Source organism: Bradyrhizobium nivariense (assembly GCF_029846695.2).
In the GTDB taxonomy this organism is placed as follows: domain Bacteria; phylum Pseudomonadota; class Alphaproteobacteria; order Rhizobiales; family Xanthobacteraceae; genus Bradyrhizobium.
Genome location: NZ_JARWCR020000121.1, coordinates 1 through 13,068, shown reverse-complemented (window position 1 = coordinate 13,068; position 13,068 = coordinate 1). Strand labels below are relative to the sequence as shown.

Here is a 13,068-nt window from a genome sequence, read left to right as displayed (position 1 = left end):
CAAAACACGAACTCAAGGAGCGCATCATGGCTGGTATCGACGACGTCAATCGTCATCCCGTCATCCACACCTGGTCCTACAAACTCGCCGAGGCTGCTTGATATGATTCGAACCAAGAAAACGCTGATCTAGTTCGCACAGCATCTCTCCATCGCGCGACAAGAATGTACCATCAAGCCTGCGACTGAACATACAACTTGTATGCGCCGGTCCTCCCTTCCGAGATCTACGGCTACGTCCGATCAACTGCAATCGCCCCGGCGTAGCAGCACAAAACGGGTTAGTCGGGGTGATATGGCGGATTGGCCGCCGGATCAAATACGATGGCCCATTCAAAAAGTACTGCACCTCAATGCTGAAGCTTTGCGCGAATTTCATTGCGCTATGCCGACTGCTTCAGGGTCTTCGAGATGTTCTTGACTATCCCCTTTTCGAACGGCGAGGGCGCTCCATAGGGCTGGCTTCCCATCGGCTCGCCCGGTGCCTTCATCCATTGGGAACGTTGGGCGGAAGGTTGTCCGTCTCCGCAGCGGCAGAATCGCGCCCGCGCCGAGAGCGGCCCCTCCCAGTGCAGCAGTGCCGCCTTTCAGAAAGCGGCGGCGCGTGGTCGCCGCGGGATCATCGTCGGGATTGATCGTGCTGGTCATTGCGAACCCTCGGCTTGCGCAGACCCAGCATCAAACATTCCAACGGCAGCATTTGCAATTGGCAGCTATTTCAAAAGCTGGCAATTTCGATCAGGGCTGACCCAAATCTGCCTGCTGCGAGAGCAGTTCCTTTCCTTGCGGTGCACAAACGTCGCCGCGAGTCAATCTTATCCGCCTGGTGCGATCGCGTTGCTCGGTGTTTGGCCGGTCGGCGGTCTGCTGGCCGAACAGGCTGCCGATCAGCTCGACCGCGGTGCGTGCGGTCCGGCCGCGTTCGTCCAGGAACGGGTTGAGCTCGACGATGTCGACCGACCCTACCAGCCCGGAATCGTGCAAGAGCTCCATGATCAGGTGCGCCTCGCGGTAAGTCGCTCCGCCCGGCACCGTCGTGCCGACGCCCGGCGCGACGCACGGATCGAGGAAATCAACGTCGAAGCTGACGTGCAGCACCCCGTCGCTCGCCCTGACACGCTCGATGACACGCCGGATCAGCACGGCGACGCCGAACTCGTCGATCTGGCGCATGTCGGCAACCCTGATCCGGCGGGCGCGCATCAGCTCCTGTTCGAGCTTGTCGATCGAGCGTATGCCGAACAAATCGAGCCGGTCGGGGTCGATCGAGGCGCGGAGATCATCGCCCAGCAAGCCGTCGAGGCCCGGCTCGCCGCACAGGAACGCCGCCGACATGCCATGCATGTTGGCGGTGATCGTCGTCGCCGGGGTATTATAGTCGGCATGCGCATCCAGCCAGAGCACGAAGAGCTTGCGACTGCGCTCCTGCCAGTGACGCGCCATGGCGTTGACCGAGCCCATTGACAGCGTGTGATCGCCGCCAAGGAAGATCGGAATGGCGCCGGTCCCGGCGATCTCATAGCTGCGACGACTCAGCACACGCGTCCAGCGCTGGATCTCCCGGTAGTGATTGGCCTTCTCCGGCAAAAGGTCATCAAGATCCCCGATCTCGGCGACGGAGAGATCGCCGTAGTCCACGACCTCGAAGTCCAGGCTATCGAGCAGCGTCGCAAGACCGGCAGTGCGCAGCGCCGCGGGACCCATCAAGGTGCCACGCTGCGAAGCCCCCATGTCGATGGGCGCGCCCAGCAAGGCGATGGGCCGGGCTCGATCCGGCTTGGTCTGATCGGTCACGGCAGTCTCCAGACATCAGCAAGGTTGTGCCAGCCACAGATGGAACATCGCTGCAGCCCTGAAGTCATGCGCAGACGAGTGTAGCCGGAATGAAGGGCTGTCACCTGTCACATCGCAATCCACGAAGCCGAACGGGGCGCTCGGAGCGCAATCCAGTCTGGATCCGACCACAATCGCTCGACCTCAAAGCTGAACAAAGGGATGAGATAGTCCCGGATGATGATCGTGACGTGAGGCTCGTTTGCCTCATCCTCAGTCAGCTCATTGGTCTGCCTGCTTTCAGTATATCCGGCGGTCGCTTTGATCAACTCTCTCGTTCCAAAGGCGAACCTCACATCATCAAAAAGGAATAGGGCTCCAGGTTTCAACAGCCGTACTGCTGCCATGGCAGCCGCCAGATCTACATAGATCGAACGGTTTCCATTGAGATAAATGATATCGAAAGTCTCCCGATGCCTAGCCAACCTGATCAGGTTGAACAAGTATGTTCCTACGTAATTTCCCACAAGCCTAACGTCTCGATTGACAATGCCGGCCCTGGCTAGCTCGGCCCTGCGCTCGGCGCAAACATGTTCGAAGTCCAAGCCCACGTAGTGGATCCCGAGATTGTCAATCGTTTTGAACCGCTCCTTCCTGAGGATCGGTCCTATGCCGATCTCGAGAAAGCTGCATCCGGGATTCTGTCGAAGAATCTGAAGCAGCCGGTTCTGGACCGAATCGCGGTAGGCTCGATAGTTGCTCGGCACAGGATGGTAAGAGCCGAATAGGACATCATGATAATCGACGCTCATCAAATCCTCTCCCAGTTCCTAGGCCCAGGTATTCGGGTTCATCAAACGTCTCTCCTCGTGCGGTCTCGACCCGCAGGATGTCCAATAGCCGCTTCTAGTTGGCGAGAGTCGGCAGCTGATCGACAAGCTCGACTGTCGAGACAATCCGGCGCTAGTAATCGTAGAGAGAAGTCCACCAATCATTCTGATATCCACTGTTCTCGTCTGAAGACAGGCCCTGGTAGATGTATGGCCGTCGGAGTCGATTTAAGATGCTCGCCTCAATGGCAACAACCGGACAGATGTTCAAACAAATGGCTCCCAGACGTCGCGCCTGCTCTTGTCGTATACACTGGATGGCAGTTTACCTGGTGTGAAGCCAATACGCTGGGCTGTAGGGGGCGAATCGAAGCGGCAGGCGATATCGCTTGTGCGCGACGGCGTGCGGCTCCGACCGAGACGCGTCCGTCCCACCCCCGGAAGGGGGAAGACAAACTCTCTAGAGAGAGGCGCCTTGCCGTGGACCGATTCTAAGTCGTTCTGCCTGATCAAGACAACGGGAAGCTGATTATCGAGTGGCATAACGGCCTCCTACGTTTAGTAGCCAAGCACGAAGCAGAATTTGGGCCAGTGCGCCTTCTGAGAGCGCTGACACAATGGGACCCGCAACGCAGCTTGGCGGGTTGAACACGTTGGGCGCGTTCGCTTTGAAACATGCATCTGCAGGGCGGCAGCCGGCACGACCGTTTGTTCGTCACGCTGGTTGCGCTTTTGGAGCCCAAATGTTGGGGTCCGCTAGTCCGCAGGGGCAAGAAAGACTGGGTTAATTGAGATTGGACAGGAAGCCCTATTTTGGCTCAAGCGGAAATACAGAACCTTTCGTGGCGGCCAACTGTCGCGCTTAATAGGCGATCAGGATGGAGACATGACAATTGTCGATTAGTTGACGGCCGGAACGCGCAAACTGAGCCTTTCGCGAGCCGATAGCAGGTAGCAGATTGAATTCGTTCGACAAACATTTTATCCAAGGAAGGAAGATGCAATCCGCGTGTCAGGATCCGTACGCGCGAATGCACGAAAGCTGCTTTGCGAGTCCTGACGTGCCCCCGCCAAATGAGGCCAGTTTGAACTGGAATTTTCCATTTATGATCCCCTGACGGGGGAGTTCCATGAAAGCATCGAAGCTTTCAGAGGCGCAGATCGCATTTGTTTTGAAGCAAGCTGAAGATGGCTCGGCAGTGGCAGAGGTCTGCCGCAAGGCCGGGATTAGCGAGGCGACGTTCTACAATTGGCGGAAGAAGTATGCTGGCCTGTTGCCCTCAGAGATGAAGCGGCTGCGTCAGCTCGAGGAAGAGAACAGCAAGCTGAAGCGGATTGTCGCCGACCTGTCGTTGGACAAGGCCATGCTTCAGGATGTGCTGTCAAAAAAGCTCTAAAGCCTGGCCGCAAGCGTGAGCTTGTCGACAAGGTGCGAAGTGACTGGAAGGTCTCGATCAGGCGGGCCTGCTCGGCCCTTCGGATCGATCGCGCACTGTACGTCTACAAGTCGAAGCGCGGCGACCAGGCCGCTCTCAAAGGTCGGATCAAGGACATCTGCGAGACGCGGGTGAGATACGGCTATCGCCGGGTCCATGTCCTGCTGCAACGTGACGGCTGGGCCATCAACGTCAAACGCGTCTATCGTCTTTATCGGGAGTTAAGCCTGCAATTACGCAACAAAGCGCCGAAGCGTCGCGTGAAGGCCAAGCTGCGCGAGGATAGGACGGAAGCACGCCAGATCAATGAGACCTGGGCAATGGACTTCGTTCACGACCAGCTCGCCACGGGCCGCAAGATCCGTGTTCTCACGATCGTCGACACCTTTAGTCGCTTCTCGCCAGCCGTCGATCCGCGCTTCAGTTATCGAGGCGAGGATGTCGTGCTGACCTTGGAGCGTATCTGCAAGATCCTTGGCTATCCCAGGACGATCCGCGTTGACCAGGGATCAGAGTTTATCTCCCGCGATCTCGATATCTGGGCTTACCAGAGGGGTGTGGTGCTGGATTTCTCGCGGCCGGGAAAACCGACGGACAACAGCTTCATCGAATCTTTCAACGGCAAGTTCAGAAGCGAGTGCCTGAACACGCACTGGTTCCTGAGCCTTGACGACGCGCGGCAGAAAATGGAGGATTGGCGCAGAGACTACAACGAAGTCCGGCCCCACAGCGCAATCGGCAACAAGGCGCCGATATCGCTGTTGAATGGCTCATCGGCGCCCCCGCCGGCATGAGCATAACCCCGGAAAATTCCAGCGCCGGCTGGCCTAGTTTTGGGGAGCACTTCAAAAAACCCCGAGACTCTAACTGCCGCTGGATGAAAATTCAGGGGCAGGTCACGGCTCGGCGGTTATCTCGCCCACGCCAGCGATGCGCCGCCCGGCAATACCGTCATGTGGCGCGGACTGTCACGCCTCTCCGACATCCCGGTGGCTCATCGGAGAATTGTGGGGTAGTTGAAAGCTTCGCCGGATGCTTACGGTGTGACTTATGTGCTTTCAAGTTGGGATCTTCGCTAAACGGCTTCAACGAGTCTCTCGAATTGCAGAACGATGGTCTGCGTGCCTTGGATTTGTCGCGATGTTATTGGCCGCCATCAATATTGCTCCGACCGTGGGTACATTGCTTCGAAGGACCGCCTGAGGACCGCCGCAGGTAGTGCCACTCCCATCCAGCGAGAGATTAAACGTTGTCCCAGCGGCTGCGTTCAGTTTCGTAACTCCAAGGTTTCTAAAAACCTGAACGCTTGCAATCTCAAGACGCGCTTTCCCCGACTACGCTGAACGGTTTGCTCACTTTTCACGGGCGACAGTTCAAGCCTGCGTGAACCGATTCGGTGGCCTTTTGAGACCGAGGTTCTCTCTCAGGGTCCGTCCCGAATATCGTGACCTGAACTTGCCTCTTCGGCGCAATTCTGGAATAACGCATTCAATAAAATCGTTAAGTCCACTTGGAATGATGCTCGGCAATACAATGAATCCGTCAGCCGCACGTTCATCAAATATATCGACCATAGAATCGGCAATTTCATCCGGTGTTCCAACGACCATGAGCTGGTTTTTACTGTCCGACACCAAATGGATGAGTTGTCTCCAGGTCATCCTCTGGCACAAAGCCCGATCGAGGAGCAATTTCTGGTAACTCTGGGTGAAATTCGTCAATGGCAAGTCCTCGGGAACCAACGAGTCGAGATCCGTAGAACGTAGGTCGGTGACGGATCCGAGCAAACGATCAGCCAATCCAATTTGCACGTCGGTGTGCATGTATGACCGCAGCCTTTGAAGCTTGTCAGACGCTTCTTGCTTTGTCCTGCCAACAATCGGGACAATGCCCGGCATGACTAGTACTTGATCGCCTTCGCGTCCGAATTGGCCCGCTTTCGTTTTGAGGCTCGCGTAGAATCGTTTGCCGTGCTCTAAAGAAGGCGCAGTACTAAAAATGACCTCGCCTACCTCTGCACCAAAGGTTGTACCGGTCTCGGACGCGCCGGCTTGAACCAATACGGGATATCCCTGCGGCGGTCTGGAGATGTTCAGCAAGCCTCTAACTGACAAATGATTGCCCTGGTGGTCAAGCAAATGCAGCTTGTTCGTGTCAGCGTAAATACCACTTTGCTTGTCACGAATGAAAGCGCCGTCTTCCCACGTGTCCCAAAGCCCCTTGACAACTTCCACGAATTCTCTCGCTCGAGCATAGCGTTTATCGTGGTCTGGAAGTTCATCTTCGCCGAAATTTGGAGCTTCGGATTTGTACGCCGAGGTAACGATGTTCCAGCCCGCTCGTCCCCGCGATAAATGGTCAAGTGACGCGAGCATGCGTGCAAGATGATAAGGCTGATGGTACGTCGTTGTCGCTGTTCCGACAAGACCAATATCTTTTGTTCTCGATGAAAGCGCGGACAAGAGTGTGATTGGCTCGAATCCATCGTTTCGCGCTACACGAGCTATATGCGCGTGTTCTCGTTCTATAATGCTTGGGCTATCTGGAAGAAAAACGAAGTGAAATGCCGCACCTTCTGCAAGCGTTGCCAGATGAGCATAGTGGTCGATATCAACTCCACCATTCGCTGGCACGCTCGGGTCGCGCCATGCACCTTCGTGAAAGCCCGCCGGCGCGAGGAGCAGTCCGAGCTTCATTTCATCATTGAGCCGCATGCAGCACTTCCTCTATGTGACGACCTAGCGCTCCGATTCACTCGTGAATCGTGATTGCGCCACAGCCTTGCCTTCCCAACCGCGCCTTCTGACGCGACAATTTCGGTTCTCGCCAGAAGCAGTCATTCGTAGGAGATCCCGCAACAATGACAATACTCCTTCAACAGCATCGTCTTACCTGCACGTCCACCCCAATTCTCTCGCCATACGGGATGACAGCTGCGAACTCGCCGTAGCCCAAGAGCACACAATTGACAGGCCGAACACCCAGTTCTGCGTGCCGTGGGTCAGCGCATTGCTCACGGCCGTGAGCGACAGCAGATTGCCATTGATGTTGCATGCGAACTCTTTGCCATCCTTTTGAGCGGCCCGACGCTCACTCGCTCAATGGCATGCCTCCATCGTCCAGATCAATTACTAGCGCTGGTAGTTGACCGGATACAGACCGTGTACTGCAGCTACCGCCGCTGCTAGGCTTTGACGCAATCCGGCGAACTCTTGCGCCGCTCGTCACCACGATTGTCCTGCAACCAAGAACTACTCTGCCGTGGCTTGGCTCACGCAATCCAGGAATCCCGCGGCACTGAATCGCTGTCTGTTCAATCAGCGAAGGCCATGTCGTTGGAAGCGACGATCACAGGACGTCCGCGGTGCAATCACGAGATGGGCTCGCGTCGACTGATGCCACAGATGAATTCAGTCTATATCAATGACGATCTTTCCCATCGCCTTTCGATCGGCAAGTTGGGCAATGGCAACGCCGGCCTCCTCCAACGGAAAACGCCTTGATATATAGGGCCGTAGCCTCCCACTTTGATACCACTCGAGCAACTCGGCCGCGCTGCGACCAAGATGATCAATATTACGATCAAGCCACGGCCCCCAGAACACGCCGATAATTTTGCAAGACTTGAGCAGCGGGAGATTCAGCGGAATGTGGGGGATGCCTGCGGTAAATCCTACAACGAGAAAGCGACCGTTCCAAGCTATGCCGCGCAAAGCTGCCTCTGAGTAGTCGCCGCCTACGATATCACATACAACGTGAGCGCCGTCGGGCTCACATGCCTCTTTGAGAAGACGCGCGGTTTCTCTGCGCGAGTCCGGGTCAAACGGAGCAGTCGGGTATATCACTGCGCGGTCTGCTCCATGCTCTCGGACTAGCCTCGCTTTGTCAGCTGTAGAAACTGCGGCAACAACGCGGGCGCCCAGCGCCTTTCCGATTTCAATTGCGGCCAAGCCGACACCCCCAGCTGCTCCAAGTACAAGGAGAGTCTCTCCGCTCTTCAGATCCCCCCTTCTCTTCAATGCGTAGTACGACGTACCGTAGGTTAGAATGAAGGCAGAAGCCTCCCCAAACGGCATTTTGTCGGGTATCATCACGCAACGGCTCGCGTCTATGGCAATCTTCTGTGCCATTGATCCCCATCTGGAGAAGCCCATCACGCGATCACCGGTATGAAAGGCGCATACGTCGCAACCAATTGCTTCGACGACGCCAGAAAACTCGGCACCCGGCGAAAATGGCCGCTTTGGCTTGAATTGATACTTGTCTTCTATGATCAGTGTGTCCGGAAAATTTACCCCGCTTGCTTTGATGCGAACGACAATTTGACCGGCGGCAGGCACGGGGTCCTCAACGTCTTCTAGCACCAGCGTCTCGGGGCCCCCGATCGATCTACTGACAATCGCTTTCATGCGCGCTCCGAGAAAAGCGCGGATCTGATCCACCTAGAGGAGCGTATGCTTAATCCTGCCATCCTGTACTTCCTTCGCTACTGCGCATATAATGCCTCTCTGTCCCAAGACAGCGACGCAACACTAGCTCACCAAACTTAAATATCGCCAGGTGATGCTCGCGAAAATCGCAGGTCGATATTCAATCCGCTTGTTTCCTGCCGATCAACAAGGGCCCGCAATTCCTCGCTGGTTAACCAAACAAGCCAATCGTCGTCCGAGATCCTCTCTTTTATCAGCTGCAATTTCGCGCCATCGGGTTCATAATGTGCATATCCGCACACACCTCCTTTATCCATTCGTCGACCTGCCACGAGCGCACATAAGAAATCAGGATCCCACATCGCAAAAGTTACGCCTCGTGCTATTCCTGCCATGATTTTGGAAATGCCTTGTCCTCTAAAATCTCTGCGGACCCAGCGATCCCCGTGATACGCTACTTTCCTGGTCATCTTCTTCGCGCTTGGCGCCATACAAGTGCATCGGTCCTGGGGATGTGCATGTACCGTCGGGTCAGCGTAGAACGTGTTCAGGGACTGAAGATGTTCTGCAAAGTTGCTGCCCGAGAGATCAAACAATCGAGCAGCTTCTACGAGAACCACCTCATTATTCTGGTCGACGCCTTTCATCCAATACCCCTCGCCTGATTTGATCGGCGAGCGATCCGGCCGGAAAGTTGGATATGTCGGCCCCTTTGTAGGAGTGGCTCGAGTAATCGCGACATACTCATGAAAATCGAATCCTATAGAAAGGTTGATGCCTCTTTGAGCGGCAGCTAGGTCATAGACTCGAAGAAAACGTGAGACTTGCAACGGATTAACTACGCTTTTCATCGCTTCACTTTGCCCTGTGATCATGAGCTTTTTCAGCTGTTGTGGCGAACTCGTAACCGATCGTACTCCGTTGATAACGTATCGCGAGACTACCTACTCTGGTGGGACCCAAAAGTTTTCAGTGAGGCAACACAGGCGCGAGTCGGCCTCAACGGCTTAAATTAAGTACGAGTAGCGGGTTCCCCTCTTCTACCAATCGCTATGTCCAGGAGGACTCCCACTCACAATCGATCAAATTAAGAAGGTTCTTCCAGCTCACCCAGCGCGCTTGCCGTTGAGTAACGGTAATTGGTCGATCTGTGCGCCGAATGGCATACCGCTCGGCCTTCCTAACCAACCATATGCTCACGCGCCATCCTGATCCTATGGAGCAGGTCATGGTGCGGCTCCACAGGGAGCGCCGAAATCGCTGGCTTCCAATTCCAGGGCAGCATTCGTCGAGCCCATGAGCCGGATGGGCGAGGACGTCGGCTGCGGATCAACATTACTGATTTTGCAGGAGACGATCAGGCAATAAATCGCCGCGGCGCGTCGTCCGCCGCGATCCAAGGCCATGCCATAGTGCCTCAGTCTGGGCTCGATATCGAAATCTACACATTTCATCGGCGAACCGCGGCAATCGTCGCGACCAGCCCCATTTCGATCGCGGCCATTTAATCCCGAATCGGAAGATGGCTACTCATTCTCGTCCCGACCTGGATGACGCAGGCAGAAGCAGGATCTGTCAAGATCGCTGATATTCAATGTCTTTCGTTGATGTAGTTTCCTTGAGCTTCGAGCAATGGGCGCAATCGGCACACGCGCTGGAGTTCTGCGGTTCGTTGGGGCGGATGAGGAGGAGCATATGATCCGGCCTCGCCTAATGATAGGCTTCTTGGCATGGATGTGAAGTGCTCCCCAAAACTAGGCCAGCCGGCGCTGGAATTTTCCGGGGTTATGCTCATGCCGGCGGGGGCGCCGATGAGCCATTCAACAGCGATATCGGCGCCTTGTTGCCGATTGCGCTGTGGGGCCGGACTTCGTTGTAGTCTCTGCGCCAATCCTCCATTTTCTGCCGCGCGTCGTCAAGGCTCAGGAACCAGTGCGTGTTCAGGCACTCGCTTCTGAACTTGCCGTTGAAAGATTCGATGAAGCTGTTGTCCGTCGGTTTTCCCGGCCGCGAGAAATCCAGCACCACACCCCTCTGGTAAGCCCAGATATCGAGATCGCGGGAGATAAACTCTGATCCCTGGTCAACGCGGATCGTCCTGGGATAGCCAAGGATCTTGCAGATACGCTCCAAGGTCAGCACGACATCCTCGCCTCGATAACTGAAGCGCGGATCGATGGCTGGCCTGGCCGTTGCCGCCGAAGCTGGATGACGATGTCCGGCTCGAGAACCGTCTATATCCGCCACCATCCGATCGGCCCAGCGACGAGCGTCCGCAGCCCGATTGGGCGCTCGTGCATCGCGAGCTGCGGCGCCCGAATGTCACGCTGATGCTGTTGTGGGAGGAGTATTGCGACGCCAGCTCCGATAGCTTCAGCTATTCGTGGTTCTGCGAGCGATACAAGGAATGGGCCGGCCGCCTCAAGCCGACCCTGCGTCAGGTCCATGTCGCCGGCGAGAAGCTGTTCGTCGACTATTCCGGCCATACGATGGAGGTGGTGGACGGGCTCAGCGGCGAGGTGCGCAGCATGCAGGTCTTCGTCGCCGTGCTCGGCGCCTCGAACTACACCTACGCCGAAGCCAGCCTCAGCCAGAGCCTGCCGGAACTGGATCGCCTCGCACGTTCGGGCATTTGCCTATTTCGGCGGCACGGCCCGGCAGACGGTGAGCGACAATCTGAAGGTCGGTATCACCCGGGCCTGCTTTCACGAGCCGATGGTCAACCGGACCTATGCCGATCTCGCCCGTCATTACCGCACCGGCATCGTTCCGGCGCGGCCGTATCGGCCAAGGGACAAAGTTAAGGTCGAAGTCGGGGTCCAAATCGTCGGGCGCTGGATTTTGGCGCGTCTGCGCAACCGCCGCTTCTTCTCGCTCGCCGCCCTCAACGAGGCGATCCACGCGCTCCTTGTCGAGCTGAACGATCGACCTCTCCGGAGTTGGGGGAGAAGTCGGCGCGAACTGTTTCAGGAGCTCGATCATCCGGCGCTCACCCCCTTGCCGGATGAACCGTACGAGTATGCCGAGTGGAAGCGCTGCCGGGTCAACCTCGATTATCACGTCGAGATTGCCAAGCATTACTACAGCGTCCCGCACAACCTCGTGCATCAGGAGGTCGAGGCCCGCATCACCCAAAAGACCGTCGAGATCTTCCTCCGCGGCAAGCGGGTGGCGTCGCATCTGCGCAGCACCCTGCCGCATCGCCCGACCACGATTCCCGAGCATATGCCGAGCTCACATCGCCGCTATCGCGACTGGACCCATGAGCGCATCCGTTCCGAAGCCGCCAAGGTCGGCCCCAATGCCGAGACGCTGATCGACGTCATCCTGCGGTCGCGGCCGCATCCAGAACAGGGCTTCCGCTCGGCCATCGGCATTCTCGGGCTGGTCAAGCGCTATGGCCAGGAACGCGTCGATGCCGCCTGCGCCCGGGCGCTGCTGCTCAACGCCCGTTCCTACAAATCGGTCGCCGCCATCCTCAAGAACGGTACCGACAGAACCGCTCCTCCCGCCGAGAAGGCGCCCATTCTCTTCCACGCCAACATCCGTGGCCGCAGCTATTACAATTGATCAGGAGAGATCAGCATGCTGTTTCACCCCACCGTCGATCGCTTGCGCGCCTTCGGCCTTGCCGCCATGGCCGATACCGTCGTCGAACTGCAGAACAATCCGGAGGCGGCCGGGATGCCGCACGCCGATTGGCTCGGCGTCCTCGTCGATCGCGAGGTCACTGCTCGCGACAACCGCCGCCTCATGCGCCGCTTGAGCAGTGCCAAGCTCCGTCAAGCTGCCGCCATCGAGAACGTCGACTATCGTACCGCCCGTGGTCTCGACCGTTCGCTCTTCCAGACCCTCGGTACCTGCCAATGGATCCGCGACAGCAACCATCTGGTCACTGTCGGCCCAACCGGCACCGGTAAATCCTGGCTTGCCTGTGCGCTCGGCAACAAAGCCTGCCGCGACGGCTTCTCCGTCCTGTACAAGCGAACATCCCGCCTGTTCGCCGATCTCGCCCGGGCGCGCGGCGAAGGCCGTCTGGCGCGCCTGATCGCCGCGCTCGAGCGCATCAATCTCCTCATCCTCGACGACTGGGGACCCGAGCCGCTTACCGCCGACCAGCGCCGTGATCTGCCTGAGATCGTCGACGATCGTTACGACAAGGGATCCTTGTTGATCACAAGTCAGGTCCCCGTGTCGCAATGGCATGACGTCATTGCCGATCCCACCTTTGGCGATGCGATATTGGACCGCATCATTCACAATGCCCACCGCATCGAGCTCAAAGGCGACAGTCTGCGCCGTCAGGCTGGCGAAAAGAAAAAGCCGTGAGCACCTCGCGCACGATCGTCCCGCCGGCCCACAGGTCCCTCCCGCGCGCGTCGCTCCGTCGCTCGTGGGGGCACTCCGCGCCGCGCACGGGGCCCTCCCATGGACCGCCAGGACGATCTCCAAACCAACCCGAAAACCTTGACGTGAACTGCCCCGGGTTTGCCGGAGGCCATTTGGTTTAAGTTATGCCGCCATGGCCGGTTGTTCCAGCATGGCGTAGTAGCGTTGCTCGGCTTCGGCCGGCGGGATGTTGCCGATGGGCTCCAGGAGC

Annotated in this window: 9 protein-coding genes and 3 pseudogenes; 4 read left to right on the top strand and 8 right to left on the bottom strand. The window is 57.3% G+C overall.

The window, feature by feature from the left end:
• Positions 1-374: 374 nt before the first annotated feature.
• The 3 genes and pseudogenes from QCM77_RS44270 to QCM77_RS44260 form a co-directional block, all read right to left on the bottom strand.
• Positions 375-647, bottom strand: coding sequence for a twin-arginine translocation signal domain-containing protein (locus QCM77_RS44270; RefSeq protein ID WP_280096943.1), 273 nt, complete (start codon positions 645-647; stop codon positions 375-377).
• Between the two features lie 167 nt (positions 648-814).
• Positions 815-1,793 (bottom strand): annotated as a pseudogene (gene rocF, locus QCM77_RS44265) (arginase).
• 107 nt (positions 1,794-1,900) lie between these two features.
• On the bottom strand, positions 1,901-2,584 hold the full coding sequence (locus QCM77_RS44260; RefSeq protein WP_280096942.1) for a class I SAM-dependent methyltransferase: 684 nt from the start codon (positions 2,582-2,584) through the stop codon (positions 1,901-1,903).
• A gap of 1,148 nt (positions 2,585-3,732) precedes the next feature.
• Between QCM77_RS44260 and QCM77_RS44255 the strand changes: the two genes are divergently transcribed.
• Positions 3,733-4,832 (top strand): IS3 family transposase gene (locus QCM77_RS44255; RefSeq protein ID WP_280096941.1). Its coding sequence is split into 2 segments (ribosomal slippage): positions 3,733-3,985 and positions 3,985-4,832, totalling 1,101 coding nucleotides; the frame shifts between segments, so codons are not numbered across the junction.
• A gap of 579 nt (positions 4,833-5,411) precedes the next feature.
• Here QCM77_RS44255 and QCM77_RS44250 read toward each other — a convergent pair.
• The 5 genes and pseudogenes from QCM77_RS44250 to QCM77_RS44230 all read right to left on the bottom strand — a co-directional run.
• On the bottom strand, positions 5,412-6,752 hold the full coding sequence (locus QCM77_RS44250) for an LLM class flavin-dependent oxidoreductase (RefSeq protein ID WP_280096940.1): 1,341 nt from the start codon (positions 6,750-6,752) through the stop codon (positions 5,412-5,414).
• A 696-nt stretch (positions 6,753-7,448) separates the two neighbouring features.
• Positions 7,449-8,447 (bottom strand): NADPH:quinone oxidoreductase family protein, encoded by a 999-nt coding sequence (locus tag QCM77_RS44245; protein WP_280096939.1) that lies wholly within the window; start codon positions 8,445-8,447, stop codon positions 7,449-7,451.
• A 137-nt stretch (positions 8,448-8,584) separates the two neighbouring features.
• On the bottom strand, positions 8,585-9,343 hold the full coding sequence (locus tag QCM77_RS44240; RefSeq protein ID WP_280096938.1) for a hypothetical protein: 759 nt from the start codon (positions 9,341-9,343) through the stop codon (positions 8,585-8,587).
• Positions 9,344-9,648: 305 nt separating this feature from the next.
• Positions 9,649-9,865 (bottom strand): annotated as a pseudogene (locus tag QCM77_RS44235) (hypothetical protein); the annotation flags it as partial.
• A gap of 394 nt (positions 9,866-10,259) precedes the next feature.
• A pseudogene (locus QCM77_RS44230) lies at positions 10,260-10,652 on the bottom strand (integrase core domain-containing protein); the annotation flags it as partial.
• An 8-nt stretch (positions 10,653-10,660) separates the two neighbouring features.
• Here QCM77_RS44230 and QCM77_RS44225 point away from each other — a divergent pair.
• The 3 genes from QCM77_RS44225 to istB are packed head-to-tail and all read left to right on the top strand — an operon-like array spanning position 10,661 to position 12,797.
• Positions 10,661-11,272 (top strand): hypothetical protein, encoded by a 612-nt coding sequence (locus QCM77_RS44225; protein WP_280096944.1) that lies wholly within the window; start codon positions 10,661-10,663, stop codon positions 11,270-11,272.
• Positions 11,184-12,038: a Mu transposase domain-containing protein gene (locus QCM77_RS44220; protein ID WP_280096937.1), complete on the top strand. Its 855-nt coding sequence runs from the start codon at positions 11,184-11,186 to the stop codon at positions 12,036-12,038. Before QCM77_RS44225 ends, QCM77_RS44220 begins: the two co-directional genes overlap by 89 nt.
• Positions 12,039-12,053: 15 nt before the next feature.
• Complete coding sequence (istB, locus tag QCM77_RS44215; protein ID WP_280096936.1) at positions 12,054-12,797, top strand: IS21-like element helper ATPase IstB; 744 nt, start codon at positions 12,054-12,056, stop codon at positions 12,795-12,797.
• Positions 12,798-13,068 lie beyond the last annotated feature (271 nt).

Excerpts from the sequence above, each read along its gene's own strand:
- QCM77_RS44270 (WP_280096943.1), bottom strand. The coding sequence starts at position 647 with ATGACCAGCACGATCAATCCCGACGATGATCCCGCGGCGACCACGCGC.
- QCM77_RS44260 (WP_280096942.1), bottom strand. The coding sequence starts at position 2,584 with ATGAGCGTCGATTATCATGATGTCCTATTCGGCTCTTACCATCCTGTG.
- QCM77_RS44250 (WP_280096940.1), bottom strand. The coding sequence starts at position 6,752 with ATGCGGCTCAATGATGAAATGAAGCTCGGACTGCTCCTCGCGCCGGCG.
- QCM77_RS44245 (WP_280096939.1), bottom strand. The coding sequence starts at position 8,447 with ATGAAAGCGATTGTCAGTAGATCGATCGGGGGCCCCGAGACGCTGGTG.
- QCM77_RS44240 (WP_280096938.1), bottom strand. The coding sequence starts at position 9,343 with ATGATCACAGGGCAAAGTGAAGCGATGAAAAGCGTAGTTAATCCGTTG.
- QCM77_RS44220 (WP_280096937.1), top strand. The coding sequence starts at position 11,184 with ATGGTCAACCGGACCTATGCCGATCTCGCCCGTCATTACCGCACCGGC.
- istB (WP_280096936.1), top strand. The coding sequence starts at position 12,054 with ATGCTGTTTCACCCCACCGTCGATCGCTTGCGCGCCTTCGGCCTTGCC.